Source organism: Larkinella humicola (genome assembly GCF_008727875.1).
Lineage (GTDB): Bacteria > Bacteroidota > Bacteroidia > Cytophagales > Spirosomataceae > Larkinella > Larkinella humicola.
The window spans coordinates 666,309-683,322 of sequence record NZ_VTWS01000002.1; the positions used below are offsets into that span (position 1 = coordinate 666,309).

Consider the following 17,014-nt stretch of genomic DNA (forward strand, 5'->3'; position numbering starts at 1 on the left):
AAACCTCAATCCTGTTTTTTACACAAGGAATTTTCGGGCAGTAAAGTTCGCTCAACTGCCCCTAACCCCCTAAAGGGGGCTTTAAAATAACGAACTTTTGCTCCCCTTTAGGGACTGGGGGCAATTTATCGCTTGTTACCAAAAAACAGCGTTACGAACCCGGAAGTATACACGCTGCGGTTGTTGGTGTCATTCATAATCACCACCTCTTTGGGGAATGCTTCGGCCAGAAAACCGATTTCCAAACCCGTCATGTTGTTCCGAAACGCGCTCAGTTCAAAAGCCACGGCGGCTTTAAAATTCAGGCCAAAGGTCAGTTTCGACTTGTCAAACCCCTGAAAGAAACTCCCGGCACCCACAATCAGTTCGGGTTGCAAACTGGGATCGAACGGGCGCGTATCCACATGCCCCGGGCTGGTGGTATACTGGACGTAGTACGGTTTGATAACACCGATCGACGGACCAACCGCCAGAATACCGTTGATGGCAATGCCTTCGTCAGCGGTCCGGGTAAAGAGCGATATTTCACGCCCGTACTGCGGCCGAACGACAAAGAGATAATTCTGCTTGTTATACACATACCGCGCTCCCGAATACGGCGTCTGCGACTGCACTTCTTTCGGATGCTTCACATTGACAATTTCCAGGGCCATATACCGAAACTGCCGCTTTCCCTGAAACAGATTCGGCAACGCTTTCGAATGCCGGAAAACAAAACCGCCTAAAATACCGGAGTTCGTATTGGTCGTTACGCCGTACGTAGTAACGGTCGTATACTTATCCTCGTCGGTATCGGCGGTCTGAGCCTGCACACTGCAAACGGTGAGCAGCAGACCTAAGATGGACACTATCGGTAAAACTCGTGACACGGTCGTAATGGAAAACTTTTGTAAGGATAAAAATAACAGTTTACTTTGACACTACGAAATTATCGTCTGCATCAACCAACACGTCTCTTGTAACTCCCTCGTTCTATTGAGTAACGGTCTGAGTCATTGGATGGTTGCGTGAAGCAATTTATATTTTTCAATTTATAGTTGTACACAAACAGGATTTTAGTTTTTGGATTATGCCCACGGTACAAACAACCTACTTAGGAGACTTGCGGACGGAAGCGGTTCACCTCCAGTCCGGCACCCGAATTCTGACCGATGCCCCCACCGACAATACCGGCAAAGGTGAAGCCTTTTCACCGACCGACCTGACGGCGACCTCACTGGGAAGCTGCATCATCACTACGATGGGAATTGTGGCCCGGCGCGACGGCATCGAACTGACCAACGGCGAATTGTCGATTACGAAAGTGATGTCGAAGGACGCTCCCCGGCGGATTGTCCGCATTGAAGTCGACATCATGATGCCGCCATCGGAAGCGCATACGGAAGCGTTTCGGGCCAAAATGGAGCATACCGCCCACACCTGCCCCGTTGCCCTCAGCCTGCACCCGGATCTGGAGCAGGTGATCCGGTTTGATTGGAAAGAATGAAAAAGTGTTGGTGTTTTAAAAGAGAATGATAAATGTAAAATGATGAACGCTAAATGTAAAAGTGGGCTGGCGCGTTCCAAACACTTTTACATTTAGCGTTCATCATTTTACATTTATCATTCCTTCGACTTTCGAAACAGATTCTATTTCAAAAGCCGGGCTTTAATTTCCGCTAGTTTATCTTCATAGGAAGCGCCAACGGGAATTTTAAAACCGGCGATGGTGATTTCGTTCCGGGCAATTTTCTCGATTTTTCGGAGCGAAATACTGTAGGATCGGTGTACGCGGACAAATTGACTTTCCGGCAAAATTCGCGGAATATCCGACAGGGTCTGGCGGCTCAGAACCTTGCGGTTTTTCAGGACGAACGTTACATAGTTTCCGTCGGATTCCAGGTATAAAATATCATCCAGCCAGACCTTTTCTTCTTCGTAGCCGGTTTTGACAAAAATAAATTCTTCGGCCTCACTATCCCGCAAATTCTTGTAATCCAGTGCTTTATTGCAGGCTTTCAGGAAACGGGCCAACGGAAACGGTTTCAGCAGATAGTCGATGGCATCCAGTTCAAAGCCCTGAACGGCGTAGTCGGAATAAGCCGTGGTAAAAACCACCATCGGCACGGTTTGCAGGCAGCGAACAAACTCGATCCCCGAAATATCGGGCATTTTGATATCCAGAAAGATCAGGTCGATTTTGTTTTTTTGGAGATACGGAATTGCTTCAAACGCATCCGTAAAACTCGCTTTTAAATCGAGAAATGGCACTTTGGCGGCATGCAGCCGGACGACTTCCAAAGCCTGCGGTTCGTCGTCGATGGCAATGGCGGTTAACATTCAATAGCGAATCGTTAAAGCGACAAAATAATCCTGTTCCGACGCCTGAATCGCCAGCGTATGCCGTCTGGGATAAATCAGCTCCAGCCGTTTGCTGACGTTTTCCAGGCCAATGCCGGTATGCTCTCTTTCCGGGTCGTTGACCAGCCCCGGATGGCGTGAATTGTGGACTTTAAAGTAAATTGTTGTGTGATCGAGGGTCAAGGTAACAAAAATCCAGGATGATTTGCGCAGACTAATCCCGTGTTTGAAGGCATTTTCAACGAACGGAATCAGCATCATCGGCGCAATGGATATGTCCCGATCCGGTTCCTGAATGGTTACCCGAATTTCGATTCCGTGCGATTCGTCCAGCCGCATCCGCTGGAGCTCGATGTAATTACGCAAATATTCCACCTCTTTTTCCAGCGAAATCCGATCCCGGTTGTTTTCCTGCAACATAAACCGCATCATATCGCCCAGCTTCTGAATCCCGTCGGCGGTTTTTTCACTGTTTTCTTTCAAAGCCGTGGCATACAAGCTGTTGAGCGCGTTGAACAAAAAATGCGGATTGATCTGGGATTGCAGGCCGGCCAGCTCAGCGGAGGTGTGGGAAACCTGGGTTTGCAACGCGACCTTTTCTTTAACCGAAGTCCGGCGCAGCAGAGCAATGATGACCGCGCAAAAAAGCGTCAGTATCGACAACGTATTGTTCAGCCCTGAATTGGGAAATCTGAAATAGGTGCGGGCGCCCCAGAGCATCGCACTGAGCAGAAACCAGATCAGCAAACCGGCCAGTAAACGGCCCAGAAACTCAGTCGTGCGAAAGCTCCGGATATACGGCAACAGCGACGTATAGATATAGGCCTGTAGAATATACACCTGGATCGGGATGGCCAGCAGAAGCAGTATTTCGAAAACCGGACTTTGCCAGAGTTTTTCGGGGAGGTTTCCTCCCAGAACAAAAACCGTCAGGAAGGAATATAACGGCACCCAGACCAGATAACTGATAAAACGAAAATCCTGGCGGGCTTTTCGATGCAGGTAATACCCCAACTGGCAGAGCAATTCATACCCAACGAGGAAAATCCCCATGCCGATGGCATCGGCCAGCACATTCCGTTTCCGGTATAAGGAATACACTTTCAGGCCGATCGTGGTCCCCACTTCGTTCTGCCGGTAATGCACCTGAAGTTTGGCAACGTAATAAATAGCCACGCTGCTCACAACCAGTAAAACACTCAGGCCGGCATACAACCGGATTTTCTCATCATCTTCTTTGCTGTTCCAGTTCGGGAGGGTGAGGTAATGAAAAACGTACCAGGCGATCAGAAAAAGCAGAGCACCGGCAATCAGCGGGAAATTGTTGTTGAGGATGTGGTTGTACCCCGCCAGATCCCGCCAGATGGTCGCCGAAGAGACCCGGTTTTGTTCAACCACCTCAATCATTCCGTCAATCCGGTTTGCTTCTTCCAAAAGCCTTCGGACGACGTAAATGAAGGTCGCTCCCCCGGCGAACCACAACTCAAAGCGTCGGAAACCCACTAATTCCCGCATAACTGATCTGTTTTTTCAACAAAACTAGGCCGGGAATGGCAATGCGTGGGAGAATTGGGGTGAACTGACACAAAAATGGGCCAAAGAGGGGAAGAGTCAGGAAGATACCAGCTTACTGTCGCTGCTTCTTCCGCATTAAATAGATGAATTGTTTGTATGAATCGCCAGGGTCATGCATTACCTGGAATGAAACCACCTCCCATCCGTTTTTTGCGACATAGTTAACGGCTTGCATAATCGTACCGAAACGCTCAGTATACTTACCTAATGAATCGATCTGGCGAAGTTCCCAATAGGCACTTCGCTGGAAATTAACTTGCCCGTAATCAATATAGATGTCGATTTTGTCTTTGGTCATCCCGGTACGATGTACACAAACCAACTGACAATATTGAACATCCAGGCTATTGACATCGACCCGGTTGACCATCAGTTGTGCCGCTGTCTTTGTCGTGAGTACAAACAAAAAAAGCAGTGTGCTTAAAATCCTCATCATGGCGGTTTAGTTACTTGCTACACCAAAGCAATACCACCGACAAAGATAGCGGATCAGCTCTTCTTTTGTTTCGTTGCCAGATTTTGTTTTCCCGCCAGTTCGGTAATGGCCACCACCAGCCGATCGAGGTCTTTGGGCGATGTGTAGACGTGGGGCGTCACGCGAACTCCGTCGACGGGTCCGAGGATAATGGGTACCGTATGGATTTTGTACGTTTCCAGAAGCTGTTTCTCCAGTTCGGGACCAGCCATTCCGCTGATGCCGACAACGGCCAGCGCACCGGCAAATTCCGGTTTGAGCGAGGTGAATAATTTGACGCCGGAAATATCCTTTACTTTTTCGGCCCAGTAGTTTTTCAGGTAATGCAAACGCGCAAATTTCCGGGCCGCTCCGATGCCCAGTTGAAAATCGACCGCCGTGCCTATGGCCATTTCGGCGGCAAACGAACGCGTTCCGAGCGACTCGAATTTCCGGATGTCCGGCCCGTCGGGTTCAGGACTGGACAGCAACGCCCAGACGTTTTTGATTTTCTCCTTCTGAATATACATCATACCGCTGCCGAAAGGCGCACTGAGCCATTTGTGCAGGCTGGTCGCGTAATAATCGCAGCCCAGTTCCGGGATTTTGTAGTCGAGGTGGGCAAAGCTGTGGGCGCCGTCGCAAATGACTTCAATGCCCTGCTTGTGCGCCAGATCTGCAATCTTCCGAACCGGCATGATCTGCCCGGTCCAGTTGACGACGTGGGTGACGTGAACCACTTTGGTTTTGCTGGTAATGGCGCCGGCGTATTGCCGCACCAGGTCCTCATCGTTTTCGGAAGGCAGTTTCAGGTCGAGCCAGACGAGTTTGATGCCATCGCGTTTTTCCCGCTGTTTCCAGGCATTCATCATGTTCGGATAATCCTGCTTTGCCAGCACCACCTCGTCGCCCGGTTTCAGCGTCAGCCCGAAAATGATCGTGTTCAGGCCTTCCGTCGCATTGCGGTTGATGGCCAGTTCGTCCGGTGAGCAACCCGCCAGATCGGCCAGTTTGGCCCGCAGCGACTCCCGCCCCTGATCCAGAATCCGCCACATGTAATAGCTGGGGGCTTCGTTGCAATACTGATAAAACCGGATGTGGGCGTCCTGAACCGTTTTTGGCTGCGGACTGACCCCGCCATTGTTCAGGTTCAGAATGTTGGGCGAAACCGTATACTCGGCTTTGATCCACGACCAGTAGTCTTCGTCCTGCGCAATCTGCTGCGGGCTTCCCGGTTTTTGAAGTCGCTGAAAAGCCGTGCGGGTCGATTCAGTCAGGAAATCAGGTAAAACGAGGGGCGTAGCGGCTGCTGCGCCCAGTTGGCGGAAGAAGGTACGGCGGGTAGACACTGTGGTCAGGAGGGAATATGGCGTTTGAACCACAAGGTATAAATAAAATTGCCATTTTCGCATTTACACCAAAGAATATCAAACTAAATCCCCATAATGTCTACTTTTCTTCCGCATGTGTCGATCAAATAGTATACAATCAATGATGAAAGGGTAACTACGCACTTCCGGCAGAGGGGATGTGGAAACTACGCGATTTTCAAATTGCGTAGTTGTGCGCTAAAAGAGCTACCCCGGTCGCCCTACCTTTGTAAAGTCGAATCTGACATATCCACACCATTGATACAATTCTAGTCGCAACAAACTAATGAAAACGGTCTTGATAATCAGTACACTCTGCCTCGCCCTGGCAATCACTTTACGGGCTTCGGGTCAGAAAAAAATTACGCTCAAACAAACGCTGGAACAACAGATTGCCTCATACGTATTGTATCCGGAGATCTTGCAACAGCTCGACAATGAAGATTTCGTTGTCATCAAATTCCGGGTCGATGGCGAACAACGGCTGGCCGATTTGCGGATTTCCAGCGGTGACAACAAAAGCCTGAATGCCACGCTGATTAAGCAACTGATGGGCAAAAAAGTATTTTTAACCGAGCCAAACTCCAACGAAAATCAGGAATACCTGGCCAAGGTTCGCATTCGCCTGATCTAACACACTACCTGTCCTCTACCAAAAACGCCGACGGCCCCGGAGAAATCCGGGGTCGTCGGTTCTACAACTGGGCTGCTGTCTTTTGGCATCAAAAAAACCGTATGGAGCTGATCCATACGGTTTTTTATTAGAGGAGAAGACTCCCTTACTGGGGATTCTTCGTAAAGGCAATGTAGTCGGCCAGTAACTTGCCACACTCATCGAGATACAGATCCTTCTTCGGTGCCTTGGCATCTTTCGAATCTTTGGCCGGTGTGGTCGAATCATTGGTTGCTACGGGTTCACCCGCCGAAGCACTGATCGACTTCCGGCGTTTTTCCGCTTCGTCGCGTTCTTTCTTGCGTTTCGACTCCTGGAGAGAGACGACCGTTTTCTCTTTGGCGCGTTTCAATTCAGCGAAATCAGCCATCAACTGTTTCATGTCCGTATCCGACTTTAAACGCTGTTCGTAGCGTTCGCGGATCTTGGCAATGATCTTGTCGTCCAGGCTGCGGGTTACGTCAAAACGGGCTGAGGCAATCTGATCCCAGGGCAACGCGCTGGGTTGTGAGCTTTCGCCGTATTCTTCCGCGCTGAACGCCGATGGCAACTCAATGTCCGGAGTCACGCCCTTGTGCTGGGTGCTGCTGCCGTTGATGCGGTAGAACTTGGCAATGGTCATTTTAACCTGTCCCACTTTCTCCGATTCTTTCAACCAGGTGTTCAAATCCACCATCGTCTGAACGGTGCCTTTCCCGTAGGTCTGGCTTCCAACGATCAGCCCGCGTTTGTAATCCTGAATGGCAGCCGCAAAAATTTCCGACGCCGACGCGCTGAAGCGGTTTACCATGACCGCCAGCGGACCATCATAGATGATCGACGGATCGGGATCGGTCTGTACTTCAATGTCGCCCTGTGCTTCTTTCACCTGCACCACCGGTCCGCGTGAAATGAACAAACCGGTCAACGTAATGGCTTCGGTCAGCGATCCTCCGCCGTTGTCGCGCAAATCCACCACAACACCGTCTACTTTTTCAGCTTTCAGCTCGTTCAAAAACTTCTGAACATCGCCGGTCGTGCTGGCAAAGCCTTCTTCGCGTTTGCGGGCCCCTTCAAAATCGCGATAGAAAACCGGAATGGTAATAACGCCCAGTTTGTATTTCTTCTGGTTCTGCGTGACTTCGATCACTTCCTTCTTCGCCCGTTGCTCTTCCAGTTTGATTTTTTCACGCACCAGCCGAATCTCTTTCGGGGGAGCACCGGTGATGGCATCATTCGACTGAATTTGCAGACGAACCGTTGTGCCTTTAGGGCCTTTGATCAGCTTAACGGCGTCGTCAACCTGATAGCCAACGATGTTGACGACCTGGCCTTCACCCTGCGCCACACCCACAATCTTGTCGCCTTTCGACAACAGCTTGCTTTTGAATGCCGGCCCGCCGGGAACAATGTCAGAAATCTTGATGTAGTCGCCATCTTCCTGCAACAAGGCACCAATGCCTTCCAGCGATGCGCTCATTTCCTGATTGAAACGGTCGGCTGAGCGGGGTGACATGTAGTTGGTGTGCGGATCGAGCGATTCGGCAAACGAGTTCATGTAAATCTGAAACACGTCTTCGGCTTTGATCCGGTTCATGTAGCGGTCGAGGTTTTTATACCGCGACTTCATGCTGTTGACCACCGACGTATCGGCTTTTCCGGTCAGCTTCAGTTCCAGCGACTGGTTTTTCAGCAGTTTGCGCCACAGATCGTTCTGATCTTCGATGCTTTTGGGCCAGTTGGCTTTTTCGCGATCGGTATTGAAGGTTTCGTCCACCGTAAAATCGAACGGTTTTACGAAATTCTCCTGAACAAATTTATTGCGCTCCTGGTAGCGTTTCCGGAACACATTGTAGATGTCGTAAGCGGCCGTTAATTCGCCGTTGATCAACTGATCATCAATGTTGTTGCGGTATTTCTCGAATGAATTGACGTCGGAGGCCAGAAAATAGGCTTTGTTTCCGTCCAGTTCCTTGAGGTAATTATCAAAAACGACCGACGACAGGGAGTCGTTCAGCCGTACCTTGCGGTAGTGGTGGGTCGTCAGCAAACGCGCGACCAGTTGTTCAACATGTTCCTGCGATACCGACGGTTTTAAATCATCAGCGCTTGGGGGGGGCAGCGGTACGGCTGACATCCCTGCTTGTGGACCCGGCTGAAGACTTAGCATCAGCACCGGTACTAACGTAATGAGATACTTTCTCATGTTCCCCTTTTATGATTAATGTAGCACCACTCTTTAACTTAAAAGCTGAATGGCTGAAAATGGTTTAGATGGTTCATTAAATGGCTATGCAGTTTCATCCATTCACCAAGTGATTAACCCTTTTCAGCCCTTGAACCGTCCACCGGCTTCAACCATTTAACAATTTTTAACCATTCAGCCAATCACTGATTACTTCTTCACAATTTCAAGCAATTCAATATCAAAAACAAGCGTCGAGTTGGGCCCGATCTGGGGGCCGGTTCCCTGGGGGCCATAGGCCAGCGACGAAGGAATAAACAGTTTCCATTTCGAGCCCACCGGCATCAGCTGAAGCGCTTCGCTCCACCCCTGAATGACCTGATTGACCGGTATTTCGAGGGGTTGCCCCCGTTCAACGGAGCTGTCAAAAACCGTTCCGTCGATCAATCGACCCGTGTAATGTGCTTTAACGGTATCGGTGGTCATCGGTTTGGGGCCGGTTCCCTCCTTCACGATTTCGTATTGCAACCCGCTGGCCGTCGTCTGTACGCCCGGTTTCTTTTTATTCTCCGTTAAAAACTGTTCGCCTATCTTTTTGTTGGCATCGGCTTTGGCCGACCGTTCACGCTGGAAAAACGCTCCAATGATCTGGTTAGCCTGCTCCGGTGCAATCTGCATATTCTGCGACTGGAGTGCATCCTGCAACGCTTTCGTAATGGCTTTGATGTTCGCATTACCGAGATTCTGCTGTTTCAGACCCAATCCCACATTCACGCCAATGCTATAACTAACGGAGTCGATGGCATTGTTTAATTTTAGTGGGGAAGAGGCTCCCGCAACGGCAGCCGCCGGTGCTTTGGGTTTGGGCTTAGCGGCCGGCTTTTTCGTTTGAGCCACTACCTGACCCGTTACCAATACAGCCGACAGCAGGCCGGCTAAAGTCCATTGTTTAATCGTCATGTGTAAGAGACAAAAGTTGTATTCAAAAAGTGCTTAAGCTGAAAACGTAAAGATGTAGGTCAAAAGTTTGGCAATAGCAGGATTTAATGAAACAAATTATTGATGAATGGTGCCAGGCAGGGGTCAGTGGAGACCACCGGGATGGGTAATTCGGTCCATCCTGGACAGGAGTTTCTGACGACGAATTACTCACAACTCACTAAAGTAAAAAACAAATGGCAGGATCTCAACAAGCGGAGTTCAAATAGTGTACTTTTTTTCGGGCAACCCCGGCTTTCCGGTTAAAATGCGATTAATACCGGTTCCGTCCACTTTATGAAATAATGAACGCCCGATTCTTAGAAAAGTATAAACTTTGCCAACGAATTTTCTTGATAACGTCTGTTTTAGTGAAATTTAGTGCGTAACTTTGCACCCGAATTCTTAGAACCATCATAAAACGATTCTTCCACTCATATGGTATCAGTTAGACCCGACGAGGTTTCGGCCATTCTCCGGGAACAGCTATCGAACTCCAGAACCACCGCCGAACTCGAGGAAATCGGTACGGTGTTGCAAATTGGTGACGGAGTAGCCCGCATTTACGGACTGTCAAAAGTCCAGGCCGGTGAATTGCTGGTGTTTGAAAACGGATTGCAGGCATTAGCCCTGAACCTCGAAGAAGACAACGTCGGAACCGTATTGCTGGGTGACTACAGCGAAATTAAAGAAGGTGCCACGGTGAAGCGTACGAATCAGATTGCCTATGTCAACGTTGGTGAAGGTATTCTGGGTCGGGTTGTCAACACGCTTGGTATCCCCATCGACGGTTTAGGCCCCATTGTTGGCGAAACGTTTGCTATGCCGCTGGAGCGCAAAGCCCCGGGGGTTATCTTCCGCCAGCCCGTAACCGAACCGCTGCAAACCGGTATTAAATCCATCGACGCCATGATCCCCATCGGTCGGGGACAGCGCGAGCTGATCATTGGTGACCGCCAGACGGGTAAAACCGCCGTAGCCATCGACACCATCATCAATCAGAAAGAATTTTACGACAAAGGTCAGCCTGTATTCTGTATCTACGTGGCCTGTGGTCAGAAAGCCTCCACCGTTAAGCAGGTGGAAGCCACCCTGCGCCGGGCCGGAGCCATGGACTATACGGTCATTGTAGCCGCTCCCGCAGCCGATCCGTCGCCGATGCAGTTCTTTGCACCTTTTACCGGTGCCGCCATTGGTGAGTACTTCCGGGATACGGGTCGTCCGGCCCTGGTAGTCTATGACGATTTGTCGAAACAAGCCGTTGCCTACCGTGAGGTGTCGCTGCTGCTGCGTCGTCCTCCGGGACGGGAAGCCTATCCGGGTGACGTTTTCTACCTGCACAGCCGTCTGCTGGAACGGGCCGCCAAAATTATCAATAACGACGCCATTGCCGCCACCATGAACGACCTGCCGCCGTCTCTGACGGGCAAGGTTAAAGGAGGTGGTTCGCTGACGGCTCTGCCGATCATCGAAACCCAGGCCGGTGACGTTTCTGCCTATATTCCGACGAACGTAATTTCGATTACCGACGGACAGATCTTCCTGGAAACCAACCTCTTCAACTCCGGTATCCGCCCCGCCATCAACGTCGGTATCTCGGTATCGCGGGTGGGTGGTAATGCCCAGATCAAGTCGATGAAGAAAGTGGCCGGTACGTTGAAACTGGATCAGGCGCAGTTCCGCGAACTGGAAGCCTTCGCCAAGTTCGGTTCGGATCTGGATGCGTCGACGAAACTGACCATCGAACGGGGTCGGCGGAACCAGGAAATCCTGAAACAACCGCAGTATTCGCCGGTATTGGTAGAGCACCAGGTGGCCATCATCCTGGCCTCAACCAACGGTTTCCTCGATAAAGTGCCGGTCAACCGGGTTAAAGAGTTTGAATCCGAATTCACGATGCTATTGACAACGCAATACCAGGATACGCTGGATCTGCTCCGCGCCGGGAAACTGGACGACAACATCATCGGCGTCATCAAGAAAGTTGCCACGGAATTAGCAGTTCGTTACGCATAACGTTTAGATACTCAGGAGTTCAGATCGTTGAAAGTGCGGAACTAATCGTCCCGGAGACCCCGGCTGATTATTTCCCGGCTTTCAACGATCACCGCTCCACAACCAAAGACAATGGCCTCACTAAAAGAAGTACGAAGCCGGATTACCTCTATTATCTCGACGCAGCAGATCACCAAAGCCATGAAAATGGTGGCTGCGGCCAAACTGCGCCGGGCACAGGACAACATCATCCAGATGCGGCCGTATGCCCGAAAACTGAGTGAAATGCTCAGCACCGTCGCGGCTGGTGCCGAACTGGCGGGCGAAAGTCCATACAACCAGGTTCGTCCGATCGAACGGGTCCTGCTGATCGTGGTAACCTCGGATCGGGGTCTGGCGGGAGCCTTTAACACCAACGTTGTCAAGGAAGCGCTGGTTTTGATCAATGAACGCTACGCCGAGCAAAACCGCCGGGGTAACGTTGAAATTCTGGCCATTGGTAAAAAAGGAGCCGAAGCTTTTCAACGCCGGGGATATAAGGTCAATACCAACTTTGTCGATACCTTTCTGTCGCTGAGTTTTGCCAAAGTCCGGGCGGCAGCCGAAGAGGTGATGGCGGCTTTCACGGCGGGTCAGTACGACCGCGTAGACGTCGTCTTCAACGAGTTCAAAAACGTGGCGACGCAGGTGATCCGCTCCGAGCAGTTTCTGCCCATCGTTTCGGCAGCAACGCATTCCGCTACGAAGGCGAACAACGTCAACTATCTTTTTGAGCCTTCGGAAGAAGAAATCATTACGGAGCTGATTCCGAAAACGCTGAAAATTCAGTTGTACAAAGCCGTTCTGGAATCCAATGCTTCGGAACATGGCGCGCGGATGACGGCCATGGACAAGGCCACGGAAAATGCCGGGGAACTGCTGAAAGAACTCAAGCTGGTTTACAACCGGACCCGTCAGGCAGCCATTACAAAAGAAATTCTCGAAATCGTTGGTGGAGCCGAAGCACTGGCACAACAATAGCAAATAAGAAACCGATACAGAACCCCCGTTGTGTGATCCGCAACGGGGGTTTCTTTTTTATAGCTTCGCAACATTCGAACCGTACCCATACGAAAGAACCGGTTTCATTATTGTGGTAACTTTATAAATCCACTCACAGCGACAAATTGCCTTTCTGCCCATAACTCCCTTACGGTTTTCCGTGAAAATTTATCTTTAAGCCCGTTAATTTTCACACCACAAACCGTATTCTCCATGACCGTTGAACATGAAATTGCCAACCGGTATTCCTGTGCAAAATGCCAAAACCGTGAAGTGTATATCAAGCGGATTGCTACTACCGGAACGGGCCTGTCCCGTATTTTCGACATCGAGCACAACGTGTTTATAGCGTGTTCGTGTGCAAGATGCAGTTATACCGAGTTTATAACCCGGAAATTCTGGAGGGAAAAGACAATTTGGGGGCCGTCCTTGATTTACTATTTGGCTGATAACCAAATATTTGCTTATAATCCTACGATCTATTCATGAATTGATCGTCCGGGAAATCATTCTTTTTCAAAAAAAATCAGGAATCTTGAAACATTTTTCCAAGATTAAATGTATTAACATTAAATGTATTAACATTATTAACCAAAAATAAAAAGACAATCATGGCAACTGCTGCTCCCGAAACCATCGTATGGACCATTGATCCATCTCACACCGTCATCCAGTTTAAAGTCCGTCACCTGATGGTTTCGAACGTGACCGGTAAATTCAACTCCTTTGATGGAAAAATTGAAACGGTTGGCGACGATTTTGAAAATGCGTCGGTTTCTTTCTCAGCCGATATCGATAGCATCACCACCGGCAACGACCAACGCGACGGACACTTGAAATCAGCGGACTTCTTTGATGCTGAAAATCATCCGCAACTGACTTTTGCATCGACGTCCGTCAAGAAAACCGGCGACGATACCTACGACATCACGGGCGACCTGACCATTCGGGGAACCACCAAATCCATTACCCTGAAAGCGGAACACGGCGGACAAATGGGTGATTTCTACGGAAATACCAAAGCCGGTTTCGAAATTACCGGCACCATCAAGCGGAAAGAATTCGGTTTATCATGGGATGCCGTTACCGAAGCCGGTGGCGTGGTCGTAAGCGACGATGTGAAGCTGCTTCTCGACGTTCAGGTGTCGCACCAGTAAAACTTCTTTTAACTATTTTTAACCATCCGTCTCCGTTAGGCGGGTGGTTTTTTATTGCCTTAGAAAGCAGAGTATCTATAGTCAATCCATTATAAATCAAACCCTTAAAGAATTAATCATCAAACATATATCCTTAAAATGCAAGGCCAATTCAGCGAACTAACTTTCGTAAAATTTAGTTATTTAAGGGACTAAATACTAATGAGAAATCTGTAAGCGTTAACAAGTAGTTCACTCAAATCTGGAAGTCGATTACATTAACCCTAATAACGCAAATCAACCGATGAATACCAGGAGCATAATTGCCAGTCTGTTCATGTTGGGTCTGTTGGCAAGTTGTTCGCCATCAGTGAATGTCAAATATGACTATGACCCAAAAGTCAATGTTCGCCAGTTCAGCACCTTCCGGGTTGAAGCTGACCAACGCCGTAATGCTGACCCGATTGCGGGCAGTAACCTGAACCAACGCCGAATTGCCGACGAGATCGAAAAAACAATGCGGGCCAAAGGCTACAAACCGGTCGTGGGCGGAGAAGCCGACCTCGTCATCCGGTTCTTCTCTGATTCGAAAGACCGCCAGCAAGTGCAGTCCAACAATACCTGGTCGCCTTACTGGATGTGGTATAACCCGGGTTATAACAACGTGTATACCCGCCAGTACGAAGAAAACCGGGTTGTTGTCAATGTGTACGATACCCGTACGAACGATATCATCTGGCAGGGCTGGGCGTCTGGTCAGCTAAACCAGAGTAAAAAGGAAAGCAATCGTGATGTAGCTTACCGCACAACGGTTCAAAGCATTATGAAACAGCTTCCCGAAAGTGCCGGTTCTGATTACGGCTCTATAAAAGAGAAATAATCAACCCGATACCTGTGAGGTCTTTTACACCTGTAAGGTCTTAAAGACCTTGCAGGTGTAAGTTATCAAAACCGCTCATTTCCAACGAAATGAGCGGTTTTTTTGTATTTAGGGTGCTTGCAACAGCCAGCCTGTTAGCCCGGTGGTGTGCCGCACCAGTTGAAAGGAACCAAAGACGCCCAACACATCGACAGTCGTTCCGGAGGGTAATGTTTCGATTACGGCGGCACCCGGACGGGCGGCTTCCAGCAAATCCGTTCCAACCGGCAGGGACGCCCGGCGTAACATCCGGCGGGCCGGTTCAACAACGCTGCTGGCAACATAGCCCGTTACGCCATCCGGCAATTCAACCCGCAACCAGGCTGCTGTTCCACCCGCGATGGTAAATGCAGAAGAACGCGGCAAGGTGCGCAGAACGGGCGCATCTCCGTTGGGCGACTGACGGACCATAGCGCGCGGAGATGAAGTTCGAACAGAGTCGCCCAGCGTTTCGGCGGCAAGGAGTGCCTGACGCGCCGGGCCAGTTCCGCGACGGACAAAAGGCAGCGGATCGACAGCTCCCGTGTTGGCACTATAAATACCAAAGTGCAGGTGCGGACCGGTTGTTCGGGCGTTGCCAGTATTGCCCACAAAGCCCACGGTGTCGCCCACCGAAACCTTTTGCCCCTGCTGAACGGCCTGCGAATCCAGGTGCGCATAATACAGCGTCTGGTTTCGTCGTGAATCCGACACGTAGACCACATTCCCACCCAGATTATTCGTCCCTACGCCCGAAATGTACCCGTCGGATGCGGCAATGGCGGGAGTGCCACGGGGAGCAAAAATATCGATGCCTTCGTGCCGACGACGACCAGCGTCGCGCGGAACACCGAAATAACTGCTGATCTGGCGGCTATCGCGCCCAACAACCGGAAAACTCAGAATCGGTTCGCGGGTGATGGAAAGTGTATAGCGGCCACTGCGCAATAATTCGGGTTGAATCCGGACGAGGTGGGTGCGCGCTCGGCGGATTTCGAGTTCCAGTACATTGGTATCGGCTTTGGCGGACGATAGCCGGTCGGGGTCCCGGTTGGTTTCGTTCAATTCAAACACGTCGATAAACACCTGCACCGGCTCCTGCCCCTGCACATCGACTTTGATGATGAACTTGTCGCCCCGCTGCCCGTTCAGGCGATACCCGAGCGCGAAAGGGCGGGAGGATGAGAAATAACCGCTTTCGCGGTACGGCACCGTGATCAGCACCGAATCTTTCAGAGCCCGGTCGGCTGTCGTCAGCCAGCCGGTGCCCAAAGCTGTGCGTTCCAGCCGCGCATCCCGCAGCGACTGGGCGTATTGATCGTGGGGTGATGCCGACCGAAACAATTTACCCGGCCCGACACTCGTGCAGGCTCCCAGCAAACTCAGTACGGCAAAAAAGAGAAGTCGGTTGATGAAAGAAACGTTCATTGATGAGCAGTCGTTTGAATAGTAAACGGCTACCCTGGCTGCAAGGTTTCTTTATTTTCCCATCCAGACCTTGAAATCGCTCACCTTCTCACGGCTGACGATGGCTTCTTTTTCGAATACCGGTTTGAGGGTGAGAGACAGGCGGTTTCCGAAATACGGTTGAATCTGTTCGACGGTGCTGTGGGTAACGATGACGCCCCGGTTAATCCGGAAAAACATACCCGGATCCAGCGCATCCTCCAGTTCGTCGAGGGTGTAGTCGATCAGGTATTTCTGGTTATTCCATGTTTTGAAGAAACTGAACCGCTCATCGGTGAAGAAAAAAGCAATGTCCTGCACCTCGACCGAAAGCAGCCGCTGCCCCAGCCGCACCAGAAACCGTCGCCGGTATTCTTTGGGTTGTTGCAATTGCAGTTCGCGCAGAAGTTTATCCAAATTGAAGGCCGGGTTGGCCTGGGCACTCGCTTCGTCCCTGCGAACTTTCAAATCCCGGAATTTTTTCAGACTGCGCTGTAAATCATCCTTTTGAATCGGTTTCAGCAAATAGTCGATGCTGTTGACCTTGAAAGCCTGGAGCGCATATTCGTCGTAGGAAGTTGTAAAAATAACCGTACTGTTCACTTCCACCTGCTCGAATATCTCGAAGCTCTGCCCGTCGGCCAGTTCAATATCCATGAAAATCAGGTCGGGGGCCGGGTTGTTTTTGAGCCAGGCGACGGTATCTTCAATGCTGGCCGTGATGCCCGCCACTTCGAGCGTCGGGTCCACTTCCTGCACCAGTTTCCGCAACTTGCGCACCGCCAGATCCTCATCTTCAACAATCAATACATTCATCAGAATAATTTTTCAGGAAACAACAGCAAGTAATTGCATTTCGGCCAATTTCCGAAAAGAATCCTGACCGAAATGCGGTATCTGATGGGTGTATTGCGAAAACCGGTGCCGGAATTGTAAAGTATTCT

Annotated in this window: 16 protein-coding genes; 7 read left to right on the forward strand and 9 right to left on the reverse strand. The window is 50.3% G+C overall.

Annotation, left to right across the window (positions count from 1 at the left end):
- Positions 1 to 125: 125 nt before the first annotated feature.
- Positions 126 to 848, reverse strand: a complete 723-nt coding sequence (locus tag F0P93_RS10650) for a hypothetical protein (RefSeq protein WP_225309442.1) — start codon at positions 846 to 848, stop codon at positions 126 to 128.
- Between the two features lie 221 nt (positions 849 to 1,069).
- Here F0P93_RS10650 and F0P93_RS10655 point away from each other — a divergent pair, with 221 nt between their 5' ends.
- Positions 1,070 to 1,486 carry an OsmC family protein gene (locus F0P93_RS10655; protein ID WP_150876326.1) on the forward strand — a complete coding sequence of 139 codons (417 nt, stop codon included), beginning with the start codon at positions 1,070 to 1,072 and terminating at the stop codon, positions 1,484 to 1,486.
- A 143-nt stretch (positions 1,487 to 1,629) separates the two neighbouring features.
- On the opposite strand, the gene F0P93_RS10660 is transcribed toward F0P93_RS10655, so the two are convergent.
- From F0P93_RS10660 to F0P93_RS10675, 4 genes are all read right to left on the reverse strand, one after another.
- The gene (locus F0P93_RS10660) at positions 1,630 to 2,319 is read right to left on the reverse strand and encodes a LytR/AlgR family response regulator transcription factor (RefSeq protein ID WP_150876327.1); all 690 of its coding nucleotides are present in this window, start codon (positions 2,317 to 2,319) and stop codon (positions 1,630 to 1,632) included.
- On the reverse strand, positions 2,320 to 3,855 hold the full coding sequence (locus F0P93_RS10665; RefSeq protein WP_150876328.1) for a sensor histidine kinase: 1,536 nt from the start codon (positions 3,853 to 3,855) through the stop codon (positions 2,320 to 2,322).
- Positions 3,856 to 3,967: 112 nt separating this feature from the next.
- The gene (locus F0P93_RS10670; RefSeq protein WP_150876329.1) at positions 3,968 to 4,351 is read right to left on the reverse strand and encodes a hypothetical protein; all 384 of its coding nucleotides are present in this window, start codon (positions 4,349 to 4,351) and stop codon (positions 3,968 to 3,970) included.
- Positions 4,352 to 4,404: 53 nt separating this feature from the next.
- Complete coding sequence (locus tag F0P93_RS10675; RefSeq protein WP_225309443.1) at positions 4,405 to 5,718, reverse strand: aminotransferase class V-fold PLP-dependent enzyme; 1,314 nt, start codon at positions 5,716 to 5,718, stop codon at positions 4,405 to 4,407.
- Positions 5,719 to 6,025: 307 nt separating this feature from the next.
- Between F0P93_RS10675 and F0P93_RS10680 the strand changes: the two genes are divergently transcribed.
- A complete protein-coding gene (locus F0P93_RS10680) occupies positions 6,026 to 6,373 on the forward strand; it encodes a hypothetical protein (protein ID WP_138989892.1) in 348 nt (115 codons plus the stop codon).
- Positions 6,374 to 6,518: 145 nt separating this feature from the next.
- Here F0P93_RS10680 and F0P93_RS10685 read toward each other — a convergent pair whose 3' ends face one another.
- Both F0P93_RS10685 and bamJ read right to left on the reverse strand, forming a co-directional pair.
- Positions 6,519 to 8,597, reverse strand: coding sequence for a carboxy terminal-processing peptidase (locus F0P93_RS10685; protein ID WP_150876331.1), 2,079 nt, complete (start codon positions 8,595 to 8,597; stop codon positions 6,519 to 6,521).
- Positions 8,598 to 8,786: 189 nt separating this feature from the next.
- The gene (gene bamJ / locus F0P93_RS10690) at positions 8,787 to 9,536 is read right to left on the reverse strand and encodes a BamJ family beta-barrel-assembly machinery protein (RefSeq protein ID WP_150876332.1); all 750 of its coding nucleotides are present in this window, start codon (positions 9,534 to 9,536) and stop codon (positions 8,787 to 8,789) included.
- Positions 9,537 to 9,992: 456 nt separating this feature from the next.
- Here bamJ and atpA point away from each other — a divergent pair, with 456 nt between their 5' ends.
- The 5 genes from atpA to F0P93_RS10715 all read left to right on the forward strand — a co-directional run bounded on the left by atpA (position 9,993) and on the right by F0P93_RS10715 (position 14,606).
- Positions 9,993 to 11,570: a F0F1 ATP synthase subunit alpha gene (atpA, locus tag F0P93_RS10695; RefSeq protein WP_150876333.1), complete on the forward strand. Its 1,578-nt coding sequence runs from the start codon at positions 9,993 to 9,995 to the stop codon at positions 11,568 to 11,570.
- A gap of 111 nt (positions 11,571 to 11,681) precedes the next feature.
- Positions 11,682 to 12,569 carry an ATP synthase F1 subunit gamma gene (atpG, locus tag F0P93_RS10700; RefSeq protein WP_150876334.1) on the forward strand — a complete coding sequence of 296 codons (888 nt, stop codon included), beginning with the start codon at positions 11,682 to 11,684 and terminating at the stop codon, positions 12,567 to 12,569.
- A gap of 234 nt (positions 12,570 to 12,803) precedes the next feature.
- On the forward strand, positions 12,804 to 13,079 hold the full coding sequence (locus tag F0P93_RS31995) for a zinc ribbon domain-containing protein (RefSeq protein ID WP_225309444.1): 276 nt from the start codon (positions 12,804 to 12,806) through the stop codon (positions 13,077 to 13,079).
- A gap of 122 nt (positions 13,080 to 13,201) precedes the next feature.
- A complete protein-coding gene (locus F0P93_RS10710) occupies positions 13,202 to 13,747 on the forward strand; it encodes a YceI family protein (protein WP_150876335.1) in 546 nt (181 codons plus the stop codon).
- Positions 13,748 to 14,030: 283 nt separating this feature from the next.
- A complete protein-coding gene (locus F0P93_RS10715; RefSeq protein WP_150876336.1) occupies positions 14,031 to 14,606 on the forward strand; it encodes a DUF4136 domain-containing protein in 576 nt (191 codons plus the stop codon).
- Between the two features lie 108 nt (positions 14,607 to 14,714).
- Here F0P93_RS10715 and F0P93_RS10720 read toward each other — a convergent pair whose 3' ends face one another.
- Both F0P93_RS10720 and F0P93_RS10725 read right to left on the reverse strand, forming a co-directional pair.
- The gene (locus F0P93_RS10720) at positions 14,715 to 16,052 is read right to left on the reverse strand and encodes a M23 family metallopeptidase (protein WP_150876337.1); all 1,338 of its coding nucleotides are present in this window, start codon (positions 16,050 to 16,052) and stop codon (positions 14,715 to 14,717) included.
- A 51-nt stretch (positions 16,053 to 16,103) separates the two neighbouring features.
- Complete coding sequence (locus tag F0P93_RS10725) at positions 16,104 to 16,886, reverse strand: LytR/AlgR family response regulator transcription factor (RefSeq protein ID WP_150876338.1); 783 nt, start codon at positions 16,884 to 16,886, stop codon at positions 16,104 to 16,106.
- Positions 16,887 to 17,014: the final 128 nt, after the last annotated feature.